The organism is Ochrobactrum sp. Q0168 (genome assembly GCF_016427605.1).
GTDB lineage: Bacteria > Pseudomonadota > Alphaproteobacteria > Rhizobiales > Rhizobiaceae > Brucella.
On record NZ_JAELXQ010000001.1, the window covers coordinates 877,461 to 900,136 of the forward strand.

Sequence of the window (22,676 nt, forward strand, 5' to 3'; positions counted from 1 at the left end):
GGCCATCATAGGCAATGGCCGATGTTGCATGAGACGACCAACGCCATCTCACAAAGATAAAACTGCGCGAATGGATATTCCGCCAAAGCCGTTACCCATGAAACGCAAAGAGCGCGCCCTTTCCTGCCTGCGGCAGATCGGGGCACGCTCTCTTTTTTTAGTCCGACACATCTTAATCCGAAAACCGTTTCACAGTTCTCGCGATGCGCTGTCAAGATCGCTGATTAAGCGCCCTTCGGCTTGCGGCCAAGGCCCATCTTCTTTGCCAGACGCGAACGCGCGGCGGCATAGTTCGGAGCGACCATCGGATAGTTAGGATCGAGATCCCACTTTTCGCGGTACTGTTCCGGGGTCATGTTGTAATGGGTCATCAGGTGGCGCTTGAGCGACTTGAACTTCTTGCCGTCTTCGAGGCAGATGATGTAGTCGTCATGAACCGACTTCTTCGGATTGACGGCTGGCTTCGGCTTTTCGACGACAACCGGCGCTTCTTCACGTTCCACATGACGCTTGAAAGCGGCATGAACATCGGCGATCAACAGTGGCAACTCGCCCGCACGAATCGAATTATTGCCAACATAAGCAGCGACAACATCCGCGGTCAGGCTCAGAAGCAGTTCTGCGCTTTCGTCGTGCGTATCCAGATTTTCCATCGGTTTTCCTTTTTTACTTCTTATCGTTTGTTTTTCCGCAATTTTCGGCATCGATGACACATCTGAAGTCGTGATTGCGTATCTCAGAACTCTAGCCAGCTCATTTATGACCGCACTTAACAACTAGCATCTGCTTTTGCAATAGAATTGTTGTGCGAAATTACATTAATAATAGCCTATTATTCTTCACGTCACAAATAAAAATAACGAAAACAAAGCCATTTCGTGGATATCTGAGCTCGGCAATTTCATCGGTTCAATCATGACGCGCATCGTTTATTGCCGATAAAGCAACCATATATAGTCTTTCGTCACGGCACGCATAATTTGTGTGACCAAAATCAACAACCGCCGTTTGCTTGTTGCTATGTCGTAGCCTCTCGAAACAAACACTTTTCACCAATTGCAGCACTGCCCCTAAAATCGGGCGCGAAAAAGGCATTGCTTAAATATATTTCGTTGAAATCAACTCGCTTTCGGCTGTGCTCGAAACTATATATGCATCAATATCCGCCTTCCAAAGGGTCTTTAGAGCGACCCGCAACAATTTGAAACAATGTTCGTTGGAATCTTGAATGTCTCACAACTTTTGCCAGCCGCAGCCTCCGCACGCCCCAAAACATCCGCATAACGATACCCGTCACGGCATTACCCGCACAGACGACTACGCCTGGCTTCGTGCAGACAACTGGCAGGAAGTCTTCAAGGACCCGTCAGTTCTTTCCCCGGAAATACGCGCGCATCTCGATGCTGAGAACGCCTATCAGGCAAGCCTGATGCAGAACACGGAAGCGGTGCAGAAAGAGCTTTTCGCGGAAATGCGCGGTCGCATCAAGGAAGATGATTCCTCGGTGCCCTCGAAGGACGGTCCCTATGCTTACGGCGTTTCCTACCGAACCGGGGGCGAGCAGCCCTACTTCATTCGCACGCCGCGCGATGGCGGGGCGGAAACGATCCTGCTTGATGGCGACAAGGAAGGTGAAGGCAAGGCCTATTTCCGGCTTGCTTCGGCAGACCACGCCCCTAATCACAATCTTTTGATCTGGGGATATGACGACAAGGGATCGGAATTCTACAAGCTGAAGGTGCGTGATCTCACGACCATGGCCGAGCTATCGGACATAATCACCGACACCAATGGCGGCGGCACGTGGGATGCAGAAAGCAAAGGCTTTTTCTATACGCGGCTCGATGAAAATCATCGCCCGTCGAAAGTTTTCTATCACCGCATCGGCACGGACCAGTCCGAAGACCGGCTGATCTTTGAAGAACAGGACGCCGGCTTCTTCCTCGGCGTCGGCGGCTCCGCGCTGGACGACTATATCTTCATTGATATTCACGACCACGAAACATCGGAATGCTGGCTGCTGCCCGCCAATGATCCGGCGGCCCAGCCGCAACTGATCATGGCGCGCAAAACCGGCACGGAATACGACATTGCGCCGGGCGGCGATGAATTCTTCATTCTGACCAATGCCGATGGCGCGAAGGACTTCAAGATTTGCAAAGCGCCAGCCAGCGCGCCGCAGCCGGAAAACTGGGTGGATGTGGTGGCGGAAAAGCCGGGCCGCCTGATCCTGTCCCACTCTGCCTACAAGCATCATCTCGTCTGGATCGAGCGGGACAACGGCCTGCCGCGTATCATCATCCGGGATCGCAAGAGCGGCGAAGAACATGCCATTGCCTTTGACGAGGAAGCCTATTCGCTCGGCCTGCATGGCAGCGCAGAATACGACACCGAGGTCATCCGCTTCTCCTATTCTTCGATGACGACGCCGGAACAGCTCTTCGACTATAATATGCGCAGCCGCGAGCGGACCCTCTTGAAAACGCAGGAAGTCCCGTCTGGCCATGTGATCGACGATTATGTGACGCGCCGCATTCTTGCGCCCGCAGCCGATGGCGAACTGGTGCCGGTCTCGATCCTTTATCACAAGGATACCAAGCTCGACGGCTCGGCCCCGTGCCTTCTTTATGGCTATGGCTCCTACGGCATCACCATTCCGGCAAGCTTCAGCACATCGCGCCTGTCGCTGGTGGATCGCGGTTTTGTCTATGCCATTGCGCATATTCGCGGCGGCAAGGACAAGGGTTTCGCCTGGTATGAAAACGGGAAGCGCGACAAGAAGACGAACACCTTCACCGACTTCATCGCAGCCGCAAAGCATCTGGTCGGTGAAGGCTTCACCAGCCATGACCGCATCGTCGCCCATGGCGGCTCGGCAGGCGGCATGCTGATGGGTGCGATTGCCAATCTCGCGCCGGAAGCCTTCGGTGGGATCATCGCGGAAGTGCCGTTTGTCGATGTGCTGAACACCATGCTCGACGATACCCTGCCGCTCACCCCGCCGGAATGGCCGGAATGGGGCAACCCGATTGCCTCGGAAGCGGATTATCGCACCATCGCCGCCTATTCGCCCTATGACAATGTGACGGCGCAAGCCTATCCGGCCATTCTGGCTGTAGCAGGCCTGACCGACCCGCGCGTCACCTATTGGGAACCGGCGAAATGGGTCGCCAAGCTGCGCGAGTTGAAAACCGATGACCATCCGGTGCTGTTCCGCATCAATATGGATGCCGGCCATGCCGGCGCTTCAGGCCGTTTTTCACGACTGGAAGAAGTCGCCTATACGCAGGCTTTCGCCCTGAAAGTCGTCGGCAAGGTTTCAGGCTTCGAAGGCTGAAACACAAATCGAGCTCCAGCGGGTTAATCTCGCTGGAGCAAGTTAGAATAAGCTACACGTTCGGTCGTCAACGCCCTATATTCTCGCAGATTGAATATCGTCACGGAGATTGCATCATGAAAACCGGATGCGTGACTTTTCTGGCGAGCCTCGCACTGGCGCTGCCAGTCCTTGCGCCCGCCACCACGGGCGCGATTGCGCAAGTGCGGAAAGATGTGAGCGAATATGCGGGACGGCGCTGCAGCGCGCCGCCGAAGGGCAGCGGCATAATTCTTGGCCAGTTCAGCGGCGTGGACGATTCTCCCATGGTCAGCATGGACGGTATCGTTCCAGTGGATCGCATGCGCTGCTTCACCAGCCTGTCCGAGTGCAAGGGCTGGCTCTATACGATGCAGAGCAAATATACCAATGCCGGTCCCGCAACCGTTGCCCGCTGCATCAGGCGCTAGCACTACAGTTGCATTCTTCGCCATGCCGGACTGCAACGAGCAATTTCCTGCGCGCCGGTGCTCACGTACCCAAAAGTACGCTCCGCTCCGGTGCTCGAAAATCACTCGTTTCGCCACGGCCTGACGAATTTGCAACTGTCGCGCTATATCCCGCCCAAAAAACTGCAATTTTTTGCAGCGCCATAAAATGGCAATATCATCGTCGGAGGATCGGGAACGAGCAGAACACTATCGGGGGCTGAAATCGATTTGGGAGGATCGACCATGCAGCAGGCGAGCTATGTTCATGGCGCAAGTGACCGGCTTCTGATCGGCGATACGATTGGCAATCATCTCGACCGCATCGCCCGGCAATATCCCGACCGGCCAGCCGTGGTCGTGCGCCACCAGAATATCCGCCTGACCTATGCAGAACTGAACGCCTGCGTTGACGCCCTTGCGACAGGTCTTCTCGCCATCGGCCTGCGTCCCGGCGAGCGGGTCGGCATCTGGTCCCCGAACAATCTCGAATGGATACTGTCGCAATTCGCCACCGCTAAAGCGGGCCTGATCCTCGTCAATATCAATCCCGCCTACCGGGCGCATGAACTGGAATATGTGCTTGCCAAGGTTGAATGCGCGGCGCTGATCCTCGCGCCATCGCTCAAGACCAGCAATTATCTCGATATATTGCGCTCCATCGTACCGGAAATCGACAGCGCCCGCCCCGGCCATCTGGTTTCGGAACGCCTGCCAGCCTTGCGCTGCGTGATCCGCCTTGGCGCGGAACAGACTGAAGGCATGATGAATTTCGACGCGGTCGCCGCTGCTGGCGATGAGGCAGCGCGCGACGAACTGCAGCAGCTCTCGGAAGAACTGCAATTCGACGATCCGATCAATATCCAGTTCACCAGCGGCACCACGGGTAGTCCCAAGGGCGCTACACTCTCCCATCACAATATTCTCAATAACGGCTTCTTTGTTGGCGAGGCCATGCGCCTCACCGAACAGGACCGGCTGTGCATTCCGGTGCCGTTCTACCACTGCTTCGGCATGGTGCTCGGCAATCTTGCCTGTATGACCCACGCCGCCTGCATGGTCATCCCGAATGACAGTTTCGATCCGCTTCTGACGCTGCAGACGGTGCAGGATGAGCAATGCACTGCCTTGCATGGCGTGCCGACCATGTTTATCGCCATGTTGGATCACCCGGAATTTGCGACGTTCGATCTTCAGAGCCTGCGCACCGGTATCATGGCCGGATCGCCCTGCCCGGTCGAAATCATGCGCCGGGTGATCCATGAAATGCACCAGAGCGAAATTACCATCGCTTACGGCATGACGGAAACGAGCCCCGTCAGTTTCCAGAGTTCGACCAACGACCCGCTGGAACGGCGCGTTTCAACCGTTGGCCGCATCCACCCGCATCTTGAAGTCAAGATTGTCGATGCCGATGGCCGGATTGTGCCACGCGGCGAAAAGGGCGAGTTGCTGACGCGGGGCTATAGCGTCATGCGCGGCTACTGGAACGACCCGCAAAGCTCAGCGGGCGCTGTCGATGATGCGGGCTGGATGCATACCGGCGATCTCGCCACCATTGACGCGGAGGGCTATTGCAACATTGTCGGGCGGATCAAGGATCTGATTATTCGCGGCGGCGAAAACATCTATCCCCGCGAGATCGAGGAATTCCTGTTCACCCACCCCGCTATCAGCGATGTGCAGATTTTCGGCGTTCCGGATCGCCGGTTCGGCGAGGTTATCTGCGCCTGGGTCAAGCTCAATCAGGACGGACGCCTGAATGAAGCGGAACTGATCAGTTTTTGCCAGCAGCGGATCGCCCATTACAAAATCCCGGCTCATATCCGCTTTGTCGATCAGTTTCCCATGACCGTTACCGGAAAAATCCAGAAATTCGTTATGCGGCAGGTCATGATCGAAGAACTGCAATTGGAAGAAATAAAGACAGCCTGAACCTGTTATTGCGCCTTATAGCCGTTCGCATGCGGGGGAATGGCTTTCAGATAGGCTGCGATTGCAGCGCGGTCGGCCTCGGTCAGATGCGCCATATTGGACACCACGTCCGTCATCGATCCGCCCAGCGAATCGAAGTCGGGCGTGAAGCCGCTTTGCAGCGCATAGGCGATTTCTTTTTCGCTCCAGTCGCCGATGCCGCCCTCGCCGGTCGTGATATTCGGGACAACGCTCTTCTTGCCGTCACTGCCGGTATCTGCCGATAATGCACCCGCCAGCCACTGGCCGGTCTGTAGCCCGCCCATCAGATTGCGCGGGGTGTGGCATTCACCGCAATGACCGAGCGCTTCGGTCAGATATTGCCCCCGCGTCACGAGGTCGGATGCATCAGCGATATCAACTGCGGGCGCATCCGACAGGTAAAGATGTTTCCAGATGCCGAGACCGCGACGGATATTGAACGGAAATCCAAGCTTGTGCGGTGCCGCGACATTATCCGACGGCGGCAATGTCTTCATAAACGCATAGAGGTCGGCCACATCCTGCGGCTCCATCCGGGTGTAGGATGTGTAGGGAAAGGACGGGTAGAGATGCTCGCCCTGTTTGCCGACACCTTTGAGCATGGCATTGGCAAAATCCTGAATGGTCCAGGTGCCGATTCCCTGTTCGGACGGCGAAATATTGGGCACGACGAAAGTGCCAAAGTCGGAAACCAGCTCATGCCCGCCCGCCAGCACCTTGCGCGCGTCGCCAGCAGCACCCGGCGCAGCGTGACAGGAGGCGCAGCCGCCCGCCCAGAAAACCTGTTCGCCCCGCGCGGCATCGCCGGGCTTCATGGAAGCCAGAACGGCGCTGTCCACCTTTTGCGGCGTGGTTAAAATCCAGAAGACGGCAGCACCGACGACAAGCGCGGCGCCTGCGGCATAGGCCAGTTTGCGGACCATCCTACCCATTCCATTGCGGCAGTTTCACTATCGAACAAAACTGCCGATCTTGTCGAAGCTTATTAGTCTTTCTTGACGCGGAAGGCCTGATGGCAGGAACCGCAATTGGCGGCAACCTGCTGAAACGCCGTTTTCAGCGCATCGACATTTTGCGGCTTGGCAGCAACAGCAGCTGCGGCATCGGCGCGGAACTTTTCGACATGCTTGACGAAATCGTCCTTGTTTTCCCAGATTTTCGGCGACGCTTCCGTATCGCCCTTATTCGAACCGGCAGGGAACAGCGTATCGACATCGAGCTTCTTGGCGTCAGCGTCGATCTTTTCAAGCGCAGCCAGAACGGCAGCAGCTTCGAACGGCTTTTGACCTTTGACCACCGGCGCAATTGCGCCCACCGAGCGGCCCATATCCTTCATGAGGGCCTGACGATCACCAATCGCATCTGCCTGCGCCAGTCCCATATTGGCGACGAAAACTGCCGCAGAACCAACCGTAAGAAAAAACAAACGCATGTAGTCCTCCGCATTTCAGTGAACAAAACCGATCTATTGGCGAAATATCCGTTACAATCCCCGCCATTGCAACGATCGTTCCCAACATATCACCATTAAGAAAAGTAAAACGCGCGTATTGCAGAGGTTTATACAATTCAATCACGACAACGTGAAAAACATGACTGTTTTTATATAGTTAAAAGCACTCCGTCGAAACGGAGTGCTTCATCTATGCTTTTACGCAAAAACGCGTCCAGCACCCGGCTTTGATTATTTTTCTTCAGCCGTCCGCTGTGGTGCCGGTTGCCCGAACCGACAAAGCCAGAGTGGGTTTCCATATTTTTCACAAGCAGCCCAGCAGTCTCCACCGGTGTCAGACATCCCTTCAAAATACAAGCATAGGAAGGGGTCGCAAAAATCGAGAAAATAATGCATGCAGAAACAACAATCTTGTTCAAAATAATAATCTCCCAATGATTATTTACGAATAAATAATTTCATTTTTCAAAGCTTATTTAAATAATAAATTCGTCTAACCAATATTTTACTAAATACAATTTTTCTTTTGGCAAAAGAAAAGCCCCGCCAAGGCAGGGCTTTCCTCATACCATCAATGGCTTGGCATCATGCCTTTTCGTAGAGTTCCAGCACATAATCCCAGTTGATCAGGCTGTCGACGAAAGCTTCGAGATATTTCGGACGCAGGTTGCGGTAGTCGACATAGTAGGAGTGTTCCCACACGTCGACGCCGAGGATCGGCTTTGCGCCGTGAACCAGCGGGTTTTCGCCGTTCGGTGTCTTGGAGATTTCCAGCTTCCCGTCCTTGACCGAGAGCCATGCCCAGCCCGAACCGAACTGGCCGACGCCAGCGGCGATGAAATCTTCGCGGAACTTGGCGTAGCCGCCGAGATCGGATTCGATTGCCTTTTCAAGCTTGCCCGGCAGCTTCGTGCCGCCGCCGCCCTTCTTCATCCACTTCCAGAAATGGATGTGGTTGTAGTGCTGGCCGGCATTGTTGAAGAGGCCCTGATTCTTGCCGTAGCTTTCCTTGACGACTTCTTCCAGGCTCTTGCCTTCGAGGCCGGAACCTTCAAGCAGCTTGTTGCCGTTGGTGACATAAGCCTGATGGTGCTTGTCGTGGTGGAGTTCAAGCGTCTCGCGCGACATGAAAGGCGCAAGTGCCTCATAGTCATATGGAAGGGCGGGCAGTTCGAAAGCCATTGGAAACTCTCCTCTTTATCTCTCAACGCGCGGCGGGCAATGTGTTGCCTACCCGAAAAATTGCGTGCGGACTCTACATAGGCCCCAACCGCGTGAGCGGCAATGAAATATTATTGAAATCACAGTAGGATGAACCCGTTCAGGATTTCCGCATCGCCGCATCGATAAAGGGGTAACCGTGTCCGGTACAATTAGTTCCTATGTCTTCGACGCCTATGGCACATTGTTCGATGTCCATTCGGCGGTGCGGCGACACGCGGACAAGGCCGGGCCTGACGGACGCGCCTTTTCGGAACTGTGGCGCGCCAAGCAGCTTGAATATTCATGGGTGCTGAGCCTGATGGGCGCTTACAGCGACTTCTGGAAGCTAACGGAAGAAGCGCTTGATTTCGCCTTTGCGCGCTATCCTTCCGTCGATCCATCGCTGCGCAACGACCTGCTCGACGCCTACTGGAAACTCGATTGTTATCCGGAAGTGCCTGCGGCGCTCAAGCACCTCAAGGATCGCGGCGCGCGCCTCGCCATCCTCTCCAACGGCTCGCCTGCCATGCTGGAAGCCGCCGTGAAATCGGCGGCCCTCGACGTTCTTCTCGACGATGTCATTTCAGTCGATGCCGTGCGCAAGTACAAGACGTCACCTTCGGCCTATGAACTGATCACCATGCAATGGCGGCTTTATCCTTCCGCAATCTCCTTCCAGTCGTCCAATCGGTGGGACGTGGCGGGCGCGGTCAAGTTCGGCATGCGCGGCGTCTGGGTCAATCGCTCCAACCAACCAGACGAGTATCGTCAGTTTCCACCTGCCCTGATTTTGCCGAGTCTCCAGCTTCTTGGCTGACGCACCAAAGCGGCGAACAGAGCATTTCACTAAAATTTGAATTACCCGGCTTCTGTGAAATCCAACGATTGCCCGCAAAATTGTGTCGTCGGCGCAACACGCGTGGAACGGGTGGCTTTCCGCCACGTTTAGGCCCTATTCACACCGGCTCGGCGCCACAATTCTAGGGCGTTTTCCGGTCAGTCGAATTTCAGGTCTGGCGAAGAACACCGCCCGAGCCAGTGCCTTCCTCGCATGGCGCCTCTACCACATCTGGTTTGGTCGCACTTCGTTAACCCTGATTGTTGTATTCCTAACCCTCCCGTCACTAGTCTGGTTTTCTTATGCAAACGACCCTCACCCGCCGCTCTTTCCTGACGGCAATGACTGCCACTGCGGCTGCCGGTCTCGCCGGTTGCGCCCAGTTGGGACAAAATGTGCCCATCATCGATGTCGATGCGTCCGGCAACCCGATCAACAGGACCCCGCAGGCCAATGTGGATTCGTCCTTTGGCGGCTGGGAGCAGATGTATGCCTCCGTCAACGATGGCGGCTTCCAGCTTCCGGCGATCCCGATCCAGAAGATGGACAAGCGCTATCTGCGTCAGGTCGTACAGGACCCTACCGGTGAAACGCCCGGTACGCTGGTCATCGATACCTCCAACCGCTTCTGCTATCTCGTGCTCGATAATGGTCAGGCGCTGCGCTACGGCGTCGGCATCGGCCGCGAAGGCTTTGCATGGTCCGGCCGCGCTGTGATCCAGTACAAGCGCCAGTGGCCGCGCTGGACACCGCCGGATGAAATGGTCGCCCGCCAGCCGGAACTGGTCCAGTACAGCGCTGCCAATGGCGGCATGGCTCCCGGCCTCAAGAACCCGCTGGGTGCGCGTGCGCTCTACATCTTCCAGGATGGCAAGGACACGCTCTATCGCCTGCACGGCAACCCGGAATGGTGGTCAATCGGCAAGGCGGTTTCGTCGGGCTGCGTGCGCTTCCTCAATCAGGATATTATCGATCTTTATGATCGTGTGCCGCCGAAGTCGCCGATCCTGGTGATGTGAGTTAAGGGAGTAGGGGAATAAGGGAATAGGGCAGTATGTTTTTGCCGCCTGAAAATCTTATCCCCTACTCCCTTATTCCCCTATTCCCTTATTCCCCTACTTCTTGAAACTGCCCAGAATGCCGCGCACCAAGGCGCGACCCAGCGAATTGCCGACTGAACGCACAACCGACTTCATCGCCGTTTCCGCGACCGTCTGACGGCCCGAGCGCTTGCCGGTGCCAAGCGCCGTGCCGAGGAGATCGCCCAGCATTCCGCCGCCGCCTTCTTCCTCCTGCTTGGTCTTCTGCTGTTCGACTGTTGCGTTCTGCGCCTTGCGCGCCAGCATCTCGAAGGCGGAATCGCGATCCACAACCGTGTCATACTGGCCGGAGACCGGGCTTGCGGCGATGATCCTGGCGCGTTCTTCCGGCGTCAGCGGGCCGATGCGCGACGAAGGCGGGCGGATCAATGTGCGCTGCACCATGGACGGCACACCCTTGGCCTGCAAGGTGGAGACCAGCGCTTCACCCGTCGCCAGATTGGTGATCGCGTCGAAGGTCTTGAAATCCGGATTGGGGCGGAACGTATCGGCGGCGGTTTTCACCGCATTGGTCTCGCGCGGCGTATAGGCGCGGAGCGCATGCTGCACACGATTGCCGAGCTGCGCCAGAACCGTTTCCGGCACGTCGAGTGGGTTCTGCGTCACGAAATAGACGCCGACGCCCTTGGAACGGATCAGACGCACGACCTGTTCGACGCGGTCGACCAGTGCCTTGGGCGCTTCATCAAACAGAAGATGCGCTTCGTCGAAGAAGAAGACGAGCTTCGGCTTGTCCGGGTCGCCCACTTCCGGCAGCGCCTCGAACAGTTCCGACATCAGCCAGAGCAGGAAAGTCGAATAAAGACGCGGGCTCATCATCAGCTTGTCGGCGGCAAGCACGCTGACGACGCCGCGCCCGTCCGTCGTTGTGCGCATCAGGTCGGCAATGGTCAAGGCCGGTTCGCCGAAGAACTTCGCGCCGCCCTGCTGTTCCAGCACCAGCAGCGAACGCTGCACGGCACCGACCGACGCCTTGTTGACATTGCCGTATTTGCCCGAGAGCTCGGCGGAACGATCCGCCATTTCCTTGAGGATCGCCTGCAGATCCTTGAGATCGAGCAGCAGAAGCCCCTCTTCATCCGACAGGCGGAAAGCGATGTTCAGCACGCCTTCCTGCGCTTCCGTCAGGTTCATGAGGCGCGACAGCAGCAACGGCCCCATTTCGGAAATCGTAGCGCGAACGGGGTGGCCCTGCTCGCCGAAAATATCCCAGAAAATGACCGGAGACGCACGCAGCTCATAAGGTTCGAGCTTGATTTCCTCGGCCCGCTTGGTCAGGCCGTCATTCGCGACGCCGACAGCGGCAATGCCCGACAGATCGCCCTTGATGTCGGCGCAGAAGACCGGAACGCCGGCAGCGGAAAAGCTTTCCGCCAGCACCTGCAAGGTTACGGTCTTGCCCGTTCCCGTCGCGCCGGTGACCAGACCGTGCCTGTTGCCATATTTCAGCGCCAGATATTCCGGCTGCTGGTAGGAATCGTCAGGCTTGCGGCTTGCGCCAAGGAAAATTGCGTCGTCAGCAGTCATCAGGCGATTTGCTCCTCATTTCGACCGGCACATCCACAGCCGCACTCTTGTCAGATATAGCCGCCGTCCCGTCATGCGACAACGATAAAGCCCATGCTCCACAGTGAGAACCGCTTTTGCAGTCACAACAGCTGAAATTCCCTATAATTTTGATCCGGACATGCTTGCAAAGCGATAGCGAGAATGCATATTACGTAAACGTAAGATTTTTGGGAGAGTTTCCATGGAAGAACTGATCGCACGCATCACCTCGAATGTCGGCATCGATGCCGCGACCGCGGAAAAATCTGTCGGCATGATCCTCGCATTCCTTCAGAAAGAAGGTCCGGCGGATCAGGTTCAGCAGCTTCTGGCCGCGATCCCCGGTGCTGCCGAAGCCGTTGCACAGGTCAAGGGCGGCGGTTTCCTGTCCAATCTGATGGGCGGCGTGATGGGCCTCGGCTCGCAGCTCATGGGCGCTGGTCTCGGCATGGGTGAGATTTCCGGCGTCGCCAAGGAAACCATCCGTTTTGCCAAGGAAAAGGCTGGCGACGCGCCGGTCGATGCCGTGATCGGCTCGATCCCGGGTCTCGGGCAGTTCGTCTGAGCGCGAACATTCCGCAATGAAAAACCCCGGCTTGATGGCCGGGGTTTTTGTTTATGCGTCCTTCTGCACTGTCCTCGCCGCGACATGGCGCGCGCGGCCTGACAGCCAGCCATTGATGGCGGCACCTAATCCGAGCACCGCGAAGAACAGACCGCTTGCAGCAAAGCTTCCCGTCGCGCTGTGAATCATGCCCACGACCAGCGGACCGATGGCCGCGAGAATATAGCCGACACATTGCGCCATACCCGAGAGATGCGCCGCCGTATGCGAATCCGGCGAGCGCAGCACGATCACCATCATCGCAGCCGCGATCAATCCGCCCTGCCCGATGCCCTGAATGATGGCCAATATCCAGAAGCTCCATTGCGGCAGATAGAGAAAGCCGATCAGCGCAAGCGATGCACAGGCGCAAAGAAACACATTGATAAAGCTCTGGCTTTTCTGACGTACCGCAATCGACGGGATCAGCAGGCATGTCACCACCTGCGCCATGATCGAAAACGACACCAGACCGCCCGCCGCAGCCGGGCTCATGCCCCGCTCGCGCAGGATCGGCGCGAGCCAGCCGAACACGATATAGGCCGTAGACGATTGCAGCCCCATGAACAGCGTCACCTGCCAGGCAAGCGCGTCTTTCCAAAGACCGACGACCCGAAAACCCGAATGCGCGACATTGTGCTTGCTGCGCAGCGCCTGCGGCAACCACAACACCAGAACCAGCACCGCCGGAATGGCCCAGAAGGCCAGAGCCAAATTCCATGAACCGCCAAGCATGTTCTTGATCGGGATCGTGAAGCCCGCCGCAGAAGCCGCACCACCGCAAAGCGCCATGGTATAGAGACCAGTCATGATCGCGGCGGTTTTTGGAAAATCCCGCTTCACCACACCCGGCAGCAGCACAATGCCCATGGCTATTGCCGCACCGGCAAGCGTCGCGCCCATATAGAGCGACCAGAAAGACCCGACACCACGCAGCGCCGTACCGATGGTCAAGACCACCAGCACCGCCAGAAGTACGCGCTCGGCGCCGAAACGTTGTGCGAGACGCGGTGCGAAGGGCGCGAAGGCGCCAAGGCAGACGACCGGCAAAGTCGTCAGCACGCCTGCGGCAAGCGACGACATGCCGGTGCCATCGATGATTTCCGGCAAAAGCACCGAAACGCTGGAAAAAACCGGACGCAGATTGGCGGCAATGAGAACAAGGCTCAACCCCAGCAGGATGCGCGACGCCTTGCTCGGCGTTTGCGGCACGGATGGCGGCGGCACGCTGTCCGCCTCGGCATCGACAAGCTGTTCCGGCTGCGATGGCATGGTGTACTCCTCCCGTGCCCCTGGGGGCACGGCATTGATGCGGCTCATGATGCGAGCAACCTTTCCAATTCTTCAATCAAGGGCGCCATAAAACGACGAACCGTCGCGCTGGCCTTGTCCGGGTCGCCGGTGGCGATGGCTTCAATGATCTGTCGATGCGCTTCAAAGTCCGGTTCCGGCAGCTCGCCATCGATCGTGGCTTCGATCGATTCGCGGATCGATGCGGAAAAGAAGCCGTAAACCTCGATCAGCGCATCGTTGCCGGAAGCAGCCGCAATGGCTTCATGGAACGCAAAATCGCGCTCGACAAAGGTCATACGGTCCGTCTCCTCGCGCAGACCGCGCGCGGCCAGCAGCGCTTCCAGATGCGCAATCGTCTGCGGCGTTACGCGCTGCGCGGCGAGCCGCGCGGCTTCCACTTCCAAGGCGGCGCGCATTTCAAGCCTATCGCGCAGGCTTGTATGGCGTATGCGATTGAGACTGCGCGCCGTGTCGGCCTTCGAGCGAACATAGGTGCCCGAGCCCTGGCGCGTCTCCAGCATACCCTGAGCCACCAGCGCCCTGACGGCCTCGCGCACCGTGCCGCGACTGACGCCCAGCCGCGCCGAAAGCTGGGCTTCATTCGGCAATTGCTCGCCCACAGCCCAGCGTCCCGAAGTGATTTCGGATCGAATGGATTGCGTCGCTGCTTCCGTCAGGCTTTTGCGTGAAACCGTCTTCATCAGTCACTTCAAATTCATCGGATGACTTGATGAATTAGCGGAGCCTGCTGAACCTGTCAACAGACGCGATCATCTTGTCACAGTCGGGTGCTAATCCCTCGTCACCCACAGCCGGATATTTTCAATTCGCGTCAAAATGCTCTAACAATTCTCGCGCAGATTGGATTTTCAAAAGCAGCCAGCAGGTGCCAGCATGATCACGCTCTACAGCCTTTCCGGGGATCACCTTGAGAAAACGGAAGTCGAACCGGGCACAGCTTTGCCGGACAGCGTGATCTGGATCGACCTCTCCACACCCGGCGTCAATGAAGATCATATTGTCGAAGCGTGGACAGGCATTTCCATCCCCACCCGCGAAGATATGACTGAGATCGAGGAATCGAGCCGCTTTTACATGGAAAATGGCGCGCAATATCTCACCGTGCCCATTCTCCATGCCGTCGATCTCGACCATCGCGAACTGGCACCAGTGACCTTCATTCTGCACGGCTCCCGCCTGATCACTGTGCGCTATGCGGACCCCAAATCCTTCTCGACCTATATTCTGCGCTCCACCAAGCCGGGCAACGGGCTGATTTCCACCAAATGCACCGGGCTTTCGATCCTGCTTGGTATTACGGAAGCCACCACCAACCGCCTGGCGGATATTCTGGAAGGCGTGGCCGGTAAAATCGACGCCGCGTCGCACTCGATCTATCGCCGCCAGCCAAAGGCGCGACCGATGACGACGCAGGATTTCCGGCACATTCTGACCCAGATCGGCGGTCAGGGAACGTTTCTCTCGCGGATGCGTGAAAGTCTTGCAGGCATCAGCCGTATGCTGGTCTATCTCTCGGCAACCAGCAATCCCGCGACCGGCAAGAAGGAAACGCGCTCCTGGATCAAGTCGCTTGAACGCGACATGCAATCGCTGACCGCCTATGTGGACTTCCTGTCCAACAAGGTTACTTTCCTGCTCGATACCATCGTCGGACTGATTTCCGTCGAGCAGAATGCCATCATCAAGATATTCTCCGTCGCCGCCGTGGGCTTCATGCCGCCAACGCTGGTGGCCTCCATCTATGGCATGAATTTTTCCTTCATGCCGGAACTGTCATCACCCTGGGGCTATCCGATGGCGCTCGGACTGATGATCGCATCGGCGCTGCTGCCGCTCTATTATTTCCGCCGCAAGGGCTGGCTGTAAGCGGCCCGCTCGACAAGGGCTCAACTATGTTATATCATCGGTTATAACATAGGAGAAAACCATGAACGTCACTTTGCGCAAGATCGGCAATTCCGAAGGTGTGATCCTGCCCAAGGAAGTGCTGGAACGGCTGAATTTGAGAGCAGGAGATACGCTCGTTTTGATCGAGGACGAGAACGGCCTTAAACTGACCCGCAGCGCGGATGATCCAGATGTCTTTGAGAAAAAGATGCAGATCGCACGCGAGCGGATGAAAAAATACGAAACGGCCTATCGCGTTCTCGCAAAATGATAGACTTTCATTCGCGTTCTTTTATCGAAGCGCTGCATCAGGAACAGTTGCGCCTGCATGGTGGTGCGGCGGGCATTCGGGATTCAGGCTTGCTCGATTCCGCACTCGCCCGCCCGCTTCAGAAAGAAGCCTATGGCGCGCCTGATCTGTTCGATCTGGCGGCGGCATATTTATTTGGCTTGCTGAAAAACCATCCGTTTGTTGACGGCAACAAACGAACCGGTCTCGCAGCAGCGGACTTGTTTCTCTATTTCAACGGCTACAGTCTGGAAGCTGAGCAAGAAGATGTGATTCAGCTGGTTTTGATGGTTGCGACCGGCGAAATCGACGAAAATGGTGCTGCTGCCTTCTTCCGTGACCACAGCATAGCAGTGGAAGACGACGACTAAACGCTGATCGACACGATTTCCCAATCCTTGCCGTTAATCTTCAGGACATCACCAGCCGGTTTGCCGAACAGCATGATGGCGACCGGCGCGACATGCGAAATCTTGCCGCTGGAAGGATCGGCCTCGTCTTCGCCAACAATCGTCCAGCGGCGAGTTTGGCCATCGTCCAGATTTTCCAGCTCCACCGTCATGCCGAACCGCACCACGTCGCTGTCGGCATCCGGCACGGACAGTTCCGCCGTTTCGCGCCGCAGGGTCCAGTAGCGCAGGTCCCGCGAAATGCGCGCGATGGCTGAGCGCTCACCGGCGGCATTGGCCTCGCCAAGCTCACGTTGCAGCCGCGCCAACTCGTCATCCATCATCTTCAGGCCGGTCGGCGTAACGAGATTGCGATGCGGACTGATCGGGCGTTCACCAAGATCGGTCGGCGCGTCATCCTGTTCTTTTGTAAAAGCTCTGCTCATCCCATGAATGTAGGCGGCGCATAGCGCCCCCGCAAGCCTCCTCCCCGCTCAAGCTTAAGCATTCGAACGCCGTTTGACATAAGGCGGGGTTTTTATTGATTGATGAGTCAATCAAAGATAAAATGGTGGCACAGACCTGAAAACCGGACAGGGATTGAGACAATGCCGAAGATCGGGATGGAACCTTTGCGGCGGCGTGAACTGATCGACACTGCCATACGCACCATCGGACAGCGCGGTTCGCTCGACGTGACCGTTGCGCAGATCGCCCATGAAGCGGGCGTCTCGCCTGCGCTCGCGCATCATTATTTCGGCGGCAAGGACAAGCTCATTCTCGCCACGATGCGCCATTTGCTGCGCGAACTGGGCCATGATCTCAATGCGGCCGTGAAGCTGACGGAAACCCCGCGCGAGCGCATTGCAGCCATCATCGCCGTCAATTTTTCCGCATCGCAGTTCACGCAGGAAACCATCGCCGCCTGGCTGACTTTCTACGTCCACGCACAGCAGTCGGAAGACACGCGGCGGCTTTTGCGCATTTATGCGCGCCGCCTGCATTCCAATCTGGTCTTCGCGCTGGAACAGCTCACCGACCGCGAGCGGGCGCATCGCATTGCGGAAGGTGCGGGCGCGATGATCGACGGGCTGTACATTCGCCATGCACTGGGCGCAGATGCGCCCGACGCCCAATCCGCCATTGGGTTGGTGGAAGATTATATTGCGGTTCAGCTTTCGGTGGAGACATGAGTATGGAAGCGGATTTCGTCATCATCGGCTCGGGCTCCGCCGGTTCGGCCATGGCCTATCGCCTGTCGGAAGACGGGCGCTATTCGGTGATCGTCATCGAATATGGCGTGCCGGATGTCGGGCCTTTGATCCAGATGCCCGCCGCCCTTTCCTTTCCGATGAATATGGAAACCTATGACTGGGGTTTTTCCACCGAGCCCGAACCGCATATTGGCGGGCGTAGCCTTGTCACGCCGCGCGGCAAGGTGCTGGGCGGTTCGTCGTCGATCAATGGCATGGTCTATGTGCGCGGCCATGCGCGCGATTACGACTTCTGGTCGGAAAGCGGCGCGCAAGGCTGGGCTTATGCCGATGTGCTCCCCTATTTCAAGCGCATGGAAAATGCGCAAGGGGGGCAGGAAGGCTGGCGCGGAACCGATGGGCCGTTGCACGTCCAGCGGGGCAAGCGCGACAACCCGCTGTTTCACGCCTTCGTCGAAGCAGGCCATCAGGCCGGGTTCGAAGTGACGGAAGATTATAACGGCGAGAAGCAGGAGGGCTTCGGCCCGATGGAGCAGACGATCTATAATGGTCGTCGCTGGTCTGCGGCCAATGCCTATCTGAAACCGGCGCTGAAGCGCCCGAATGTCAAGCTGGTCAAGGGGTTGGCCCGCAAGATCGTGCTGGAAGGCAAACGTGCCGTCGGCGTGGAGATCGAAGCGGGGCGCAGTTTCTCGACCATCCGGGCACGGCGCGAGGTCATCATCGCCGCCTCCTCCATCAACTCGCCGAAGCTTTTGATGTTGTCCGGCATTGGCCCCGCGGCGCATCTCAAGGAGCACGGAATCGAGGTAGTGGCGGATCGTCCCGGCGTGGGACAGAACCTTCAGGACCATCTGGAGGTCTATATCCAGCAGGAATGCACACAGCCGATTACGCTTTATTCCAAGCTGAACCTGTTTTCGAAAGCGAAGATCGGGGCCGAATGGCTGTTCTTCAAAACCGGTGACGGCGCGACCAACCATTTTGAATCGGCAGCCTTCGTGCGCTCGAAAGCGGGAGTGGAATATCCTGATATTCAGTATCACTTCCTGCCGGTGGCTATCCGCTATGACGGCAAGGCGGCAGCACAATCGCACGGGTTTCAAGCCCATGTCGGCCCGATGCGCTCCAAGTCGCGTGGCAGCGTGACATTGCGCACGGCCAATCCGCGCGAAAAGCCTGTCATCAAATTCAACTATATGTCGCATGAAGACGACTGGGCTGACTTCCGCCACTGCGTGCGGCTGACCCGCGAGATCTTCGGGCAAGCGGCCTTCGACCCCTATCGCGGCGCGGAAATCCAGCCCGGCGCGAAAGTGCAGACCGATGATGAAATCGACAACTTCATCCGCGAGCATGTCGAAAGCGCCTTCCATCCGTGCGGAACGGTCAAGATGGGTGCGGTTGACGATCCGTTTGCGGTGGTTGATCCTGAATGCCGGGTGATCGGCGTCGATGGCTTGCGCGTGGCGGATTCATCCATCTTCCCGCGCATCCCCAATGGCAATCTCAACGGGCCATCGATCATGGTCGGCGAAAAGGCGTCCGATCATATCCTTGGTCGCACACCGCTGGCGCGCTCCAATCAGGAGCCGTGGATCAATCCGCGCTGGCAGGTGTCGGACCGCTAGTTAGGGGAGTAAGGGAATAGGGGAATAAGGGAGTATGTTTTGGTTGCGAACAACATACTCCCTTATTCCCCTACTGCCCTATTCCCTTCTTTTCGAAGGAACACACCATGAAAGCACAACCCAAAGCCTCACACTTCATCGGCGGCTCGTTTGTCGAAGACAAGGCTGGCAAGCCGCTTCCCGTCATCTATCCGGCGACCGGCGAAGAAATTGCCAGGCTTTATTCCGCCACGCCAAGCGTGATCGAAGCTGCCTATGCGGCTGCGATGAAAGCGCAGGAAGCATGGACGGCGCTGAAGCCCGTCGAACGGGGGCGCGTATTGCGGCGCACGGCGGAAATTCTGCGCGAGAAGAACAAAAAACTCTCCAAGCTGGAAACACTCGATACCGGCAAGGCGCTTCAGGAAACGCTCGTTGCGGATGCGGCCTCGGCTGCGGATGCGCTGGAGTTCTTCGGCGGCATCATTTCCGGCTTCAACGGTGAATTCGTGGAACTCGGCGGTTCCTTTGCCTATACCCGCCGCGAAGCGCTCGGGATTTGTGTCGGCATCGGCGCGTGGAACTACCCGATACAGATCGCCGCGTGGAAATCGGCACCAGCGCTCGCCATGGGCAACGCCTTCATCTTCAAGCCGTCGGAAAATACGCCACTATCGGCCCTCGCCTTGGCGGAAGCCTATCAGGAAGCCGGGCTGCCCGACGGGTTGTTCAATGTGGTGCAGGGCTATGGCGATGTGGGTGCGGCCCTCGTCAACCATCGCCAGACAGCCAAAGTTTCGCTGACCGGCTCGGTTCCGACCGGAAAGCGCATCATGGCACAGGCGGGTGAACATCTGAAGCATGTGACGATGGAACTGGGCGGCAAGTCGCCGCTGATCGTGTTCGATGATGCCGATCTCGAAAGCGCCATCGGCGGCGCGATGCTCGGCAATTTCTATTCGACCGGTCAGGTCTGCTCCAACGGCACCCGCGTCTTCGTGCACAAGAAGGTCCGCGAGCGCTTTGTCGAGCGGCTGGTCGAGCGCACGCGCAAAATCCGTATCGGCGACCCGCTGGATGAGGCCACCCAGATGGGGCCGCTCGTCAACAGCGCCCAGCGCGACAAGGTTCTTTCCTATATCGAAAAGGGCAAGGCCGAAGGCGCAACGCTTGCCTGCGGCGGCGGCATTCCCAAGCTGCAGGGCTTCGACAAGGGGTACTTCATCGAACCGACCGTCTTTACCGACGTGACCGACACTATGACTATCGCGCGCGAAGAAATCTTCGGGCCGGTCATGAGCGTTCTGGAATTTTCCGATGAAGATGAGGTCATCGCGCGGGCCAACGATACCGAATTCGGTCTGGCGGCAGGCGTCTTCACCGCCGACATCGCGCGCGGTCACCGCGTCATCGGCCAGATCAAGGCAGGCACCTGCTGGATCAATGCCTATAATCTGACTCCGGTGGAAGTGCCTTTCGGCGGTTACAAGCAGTCCGGCATCGGGCGCGAAAACGGCGTTGCGGCCCTTGCGCATTATAGCCAGATCAAGACCGTCTATGTCGAGATGGGCAAGGTCGACAGCCCGTATTAAGGGCTTATGCGCGGCGGCTTACCCGCCGCGCATAATGATAAAATCAGATCAGGCCGCGCGATGCGAGATTGCGCATCAGATGCGACGAGCCGAACCGCCATGGGCTGCATTCGGTCGACAGGCGCACCGTATTGGTCAGCGCACCAAGCTGCGGATTGGAGATCGTGACCACATCGCCGATCTTGTGCGTAAAGCCCTGCCCCGGCGTGTCACGGTCTTCGACCGGCGCAAACAATGTTCCCATGAACAGCACGAAACCATCCGGATATTGATGGTGCTTGCCGATGGTCTGGGCAACCAGATCCAGCGGATCACGGCTGATTTCCTTCATGGTGCTGCGACCGTTGAGAACATAGCCATCCGGTCCTTCGACCTTCAGAGCCAGTTCCGCCGAGCGCACATCTTCCATCGAATAGGTTTCGTCGAACAGGCGAATGAACGGGCCAACCGAACAGGACGCGTTGTTGTCCTTGGCCTTGCCAAGCAGCAGGGCTGAACGGCCTTCGACGTCACGCAGGTTCACGTCATTGCCAAGCGTCGCGCCCTTGACCTGGCCCTGGCTGTTGACTGCCAGCACCACTTCCGGCTCAGGGTTGTTCCAGGTGGAAATCGGGTGCAGGCCAACCTCGGCACCATGACCGACCGCCGACATGGGCTGGCTCTTGGTGAAAACTTCGGCATCGGGACCGATACCGACTTCGAGATATTGCGACCAGACGCCTTCCTCGATGAGCGCCGCCTTCACGCGGGCTGCTTCTTCCGAACCCGCCTTGAGATTGCGCAAACTGTCGCCAATGATCGCGCCGACACGTTCACGGATTTTCAAAGCGAGATCGGGATTGCCGGCCGCGCGTTCCTCGATCACGCGCTCGACCATCGAGCGGGCAAAGGTAACGCCGCAGGCCTTGATCGACTGCAGGTCGTTCGGTGCCAGAAGATGCAGCGCGCTTTCATCGCCGGGCTTTCCGGAAAACAGGGCTTCGAGCGAACCGATATCCTGTCCGCCGGTTGCGCGTACATGAGCCAGTGCATCGTCAAGTTCAAGCAGGTCGCGCATCGTTGGTGCAGCTTTGGTGGTAATGTCGATGACGCGCCCTTCGCGCAAAGTCACCAGAACCGGCCCCTTGGCCGTCGGGTTCCATGCTCGCCCGACAAATGTTCCCGAGGCGAAAGTTTCATTGCTACTCACGTTTAATGCTCCTCACCGGTGTTATGCGCGGCACTCCAGACCGCATGCCTATCACTGAACTCAAACCACACTGTCGCGCCCGAAAAGCTTTCACGTTTCGCGTGATTATGCACTAACAGTTCAGTCAGTGTTTAAGGCATAAGGCAGGGAACATATTTGCGCAAAGCAAAAAACGCAGTGACGGGCATCAACCGCGCCAGTTGCGGTAAGGCGTTGAGCTTGGTGGTCAAGCGGATACTGTGTCTCTCAATTGCTTTCGATGCGATGATATCCGTACCGCCTAACAATCCGGCTATTTGAATTGCTAGTCGGTTTATGGCTTCATTCCACCGTTACCGATTTTGCCAGGTTGCGCGGCTGATCCACATCCGTACCCATCAAGACGGCGGTATGGTAGGCCAGCATCTGGATCGGCAGCGCATAGACCAGCGGCGTGATGAATTCCGGCACGTCCGGCAGAACGATGGTCGCCATCGTATCGACGCTGGCGCTTTCGGCCCCCTTTTTGTCGGTGATCAGGATGATGCGGCCGCCACGAGCCGCCACTTCCTGCATGTTCGAAACGGTCTTTTCATAAAGACGGTCGGACGGTGCAATGACGATGACCGGCATGGTTTCATCGATTAGCGCGATAGGCCCGTGCTTCAACTCGCCAGCGGCGTAGCCTTCGGCGTGAATATAGGAGA

At 57.4% G+C, this 22,676-nt stretch carries 23 protein-coding genes; 12 read left to right on the forward strand and 11 right to left on the reverse strand.

Translation table 11 applies throughout. The annotated features are described in order from the left end of the window. Window positions 1-224: 224 nt before the first annotated feature. Window positions 225-653, reverse strand: coding sequence for a MucR family transcriptional regulator (locus JAU75_RS04260; protein ID WP_109368585.1), 429 nt, complete (start codon window positions 651-653; stop codon window positions 225-227). Between the two features lie 575 nt (window positions 654-1,228). Here JAU75_RS04260 and JAU75_RS04265 point away from each other — a divergent pair. From JAU75_RS04265 to JAU75_RS04275, 3 genes are all read left to right on the forward strand, one after another. After that, the gene (locus JAU75_RS04265) at window positions 1,229-3,337 is read left to right on the forward strand and encodes a S9 family peptidase (RefSeq protein WP_199054834.1); all 2,109 of its coding nucleotides are present in this window, start codon (window positions 1,229-1,231) and stop codon (window positions 3,335-3,337) included. A 116-nt stretch (window positions 3,338-3,453) separates the two neighbouring features. After that, on the forward strand, window positions 3,454-3,786 hold the full coding sequence (locus tag JAU75_RS04270; protein ID WP_199054836.1) for a metallophosphoesterase: 333 nt from the start codon (window positions 3,454-3,456) through the stop codon (window positions 3,784-3,786). A 264-nt stretch (window positions 3,787-4,050) separates the two neighbouring features. Then, the gene (locus JAU75_RS04275; RefSeq protein WP_199054838.1) at window positions 4,051-5,739 is read left to right on the forward strand and encodes an AMP-binding protein; all 1,689 of its coding nucleotides are present in this window, start codon (window positions 4,051-4,053) and stop codon (window positions 5,737-5,739) included. Window positions 5,740-5,744: 5 nt separating this feature from the next. Here JAU75_RS04275 and JAU75_RS04280 read toward each other — a convergent pair whose 3' ends face one another. The 4 genes from JAU75_RS04280 to JAU75_RS04295 all read right to left on the reverse strand — a co-directional run bounded on the left by JAU75_RS04280 (window position 5,745) and on the right by JAU75_RS04295 (window position 8,395). Continuing rightward, window positions 5,745-6,683 (reverse strand): cytochrome c, encoded by a 939-nt coding sequence (locus JAU75_RS04280; RefSeq protein ID WP_199054840.1) that lies wholly within the window; start codon window positions 6,681-6,683, stop codon window positions 5,745-5,747. Window positions 6,684-6,745: 62 nt separating this feature from the next. Beyond that, window positions 6,746-7,192 (reverse strand): cytochrome c, encoded by a 447-nt coding sequence (locus JAU75_RS04285; protein ID WP_199054843.1) that lies wholly within the window; start codon window positions 7,190-7,192, stop codon window positions 6,746-6,748. A gap of 170 nt (window positions 7,193-7,362) precedes the next feature. After that, a complete protein-coding gene (locus JAU75_RS04290) occupies window positions 7,363-7,632 on the reverse strand; it encodes a hypothetical protein (RefSeq protein WP_199054844.1) in 270 nt (89 codons plus the stop codon). 166 nt (window positions 7,633-7,798) lie between these two features. Continuing rightward, entirely contained in the window at window positions 7,799-8,395 is a 597-nt protein-coding gene (locus JAU75_RS04295; RefSeq protein ID WP_199054846.1) for a superoxide dismutase, read from the reverse strand. Between the two features lie 178 nt (window positions 8,396-8,573). Between JAU75_RS04295 and JAU75_RS04300 the strand changes: the two genes are divergently transcribed. Both JAU75_RS04300 and JAU75_RS04305 read left to right on the forward strand, forming a co-directional pair. After that, the gene (locus tag JAU75_RS04300) at window positions 8,574-9,233 is read left to right on the forward strand and encodes a haloacid dehalogenase type II (protein ID WP_371836106.1); all 660 of its coding nucleotides are present in this window, start codon (window positions 8,574-8,576) and stop codon (window positions 9,231-9,233) included. A gap of 323 nt (window positions 9,234-9,556) precedes the next feature. Beyond that, window positions 9,557-10,273, forward strand: coding sequence for a L,D-transpeptidase (locus JAU75_RS04305; RefSeq protein WP_199054848.1), 717 nt, complete (start codon window positions 9,557-9,559; stop codon window positions 10,271-10,273). A gap of 96 nt (window positions 10,274-10,369) precedes the next feature. Here the strand turns inward: JAU75_RS04305 and JAU75_RS04310 are convergent, their stop codons facing one another. Next, a complete protein-coding gene (locus JAU75_RS04310; RefSeq protein WP_199054850.1) occupies window positions 10,370-11,881 on the reverse strand; it encodes a helicase HerA-like C-terminal domain-containing protein in 1,512 nt (503 codons plus the stop codon). 223 nt (window positions 11,882-12,104) lie between these two features. Between JAU75_RS04310 and JAU75_RS04315 the strand changes: the two genes are divergently transcribed. Then, on the forward strand, window positions 12,105-12,467 hold the full coding sequence (locus tag JAU75_RS04315) for a DUF2267 domain-containing protein (RefSeq protein ID WP_199054852.1): 363 nt from the start codon (window positions 12,105-12,107) through the stop codon (window positions 12,465-12,467). A 51-nt stretch (window positions 12,468-12,518) separates the two neighbouring features. On the opposite strand, the gene JAU75_RS04320 is transcribed toward JAU75_RS04315, so the two are convergent. Further along, window positions 12,519-13,778, reverse strand: a complete 1,260-nt coding sequence (locus tag JAU75_RS04320; protein ID WP_371836107.1) for a CynX/NimT family MFS transporter — start codon at window positions 13,776-13,778, stop codon at window positions 12,519-12,521. 44 nt (window positions 13,779-13,822) lie between these two features. Further along, window positions 13,823-14,500 (reverse strand): FadR/GntR family transcriptional regulator, encoded by a 678-nt coding sequence (locus JAU75_RS04325; RefSeq protein WP_199054856.1) that lies wholly within the window; start codon window positions 14,498-14,500, stop codon window positions 13,823-13,825. A gap of 193 nt (window positions 14,501-14,693) precedes the next feature. Here JAU75_RS04325 and JAU75_RS04330 point away from each other — a divergent pair, with 193 nt between their 5' ends. The 3 genes from JAU75_RS04330 (at window position 14,694) to JAU75_RS04340 (ending at window position 16,367) form a co-directional block, all read left to right on the forward strand. Beyond that, window positions 14,694-15,686, forward strand: a complete 993-nt coding sequence (locus JAU75_RS04330) for a magnesium transporter CorA family protein (RefSeq protein WP_199054858.1) — start codon at window positions 14,694-14,696, stop codon at window positions 15,684-15,686. Between the two features lie 61 nt (window positions 15,687-15,747). Next, a complete protein-coding gene (locus JAU75_RS04335; RefSeq protein ID WP_199054861.1) occupies window positions 15,748-15,978 on the forward strand; it encodes an AbrB/MazE/SpoVT family DNA-binding domain-containing protein in 231 nt (76 codons plus the stop codon). Then, window positions 15,975-16,367: a type II toxin-antitoxin system death-on-curing family toxin gene (locus tag JAU75_RS04340; RefSeq protein ID WP_199054863.1), complete on the forward strand. Its 393-nt coding sequence runs from the start codon at window positions 15,975-15,977 to the stop codon at window positions 16,365-16,367. Before JAU75_RS04335 ends, JAU75_RS04340 begins: the two co-directional genes overlap by 4 nt. On the opposite strand, the gene JAU75_RS04345 is transcribed toward JAU75_RS04340, so the two are convergent. Continuing rightward, on the reverse strand, window positions 16,364-16,831 hold the full coding sequence (locus JAU75_RS04345) for a GreA/GreB family elongation factor (RefSeq protein WP_199054864.1): 468 nt from the start codon (window positions 16,829-16,831) through the stop codon (window positions 16,364-16,366). The genes JAU75_RS04340 and JAU75_RS04345 overlap by 4 nt on opposite strands. A 162-nt stretch (window positions 16,832-16,993) precedes the next feature. On the opposite strand from JAU75_RS04345, the gene betI reads away from it, so the two are divergent. From betI to betB, 3 genes are all read left to right on the forward strand, one after another. Continuing rightward, entirely contained in the window at window positions 16,994-17,578 is a 585-nt protein-coding gene (betI, locus tag JAU75_RS04350; RefSeq protein ID WP_199054865.1) for a transcriptional regulator BetI, read from the forward strand. 2 nt (window positions 17,579-17,580) lie between these two features. Next, window positions 17,581-19,230 (forward strand): choline dehydrogenase, encoded by a 1,650-nt coding sequence (gene betA / locus JAU75_RS04355; protein ID WP_199054950.1) that lies wholly within the window; start codon window positions 17,581-17,583, stop codon window positions 19,228-19,230. 107 nt (window positions 19,231-19,337) lie between these two features. Next, window positions 19,338-20,801, forward strand: a complete 1,464-nt coding sequence (gene betB, locus JAU75_RS04360) for a betaine-aldehyde dehydrogenase (protein ID WP_199054866.1) — start codon at window positions 19,338-19,340, stop codon at window positions 20,799-20,801. Window positions 20,802-20,844: 43 nt separating this feature from the next. Here betB and JAU75_RS04365 read toward each other — a convergent pair whose 3' ends face one another. After that, window positions 20,845-21,990 (reverse strand): fumarylacetoacetate hydrolase family protein, encoded by a 1,146-nt coding sequence (locus tag JAU75_RS04365; protein ID WP_199054867.1) that lies wholly within the window; start codon window positions 21,988-21,990, stop codon window positions 20,845-20,847. A 321-nt stretch (window positions 21,991-22,311) separates the two neighbouring features. Beyond that, window positions 22,312-22,676, reverse strand: a 365-nt coding sequence (locus JAU75_RS04370) for an SIS domain-containing protein (protein ID WP_199054871.1), incomplete at its 5' end; no start/stop codon positions are given.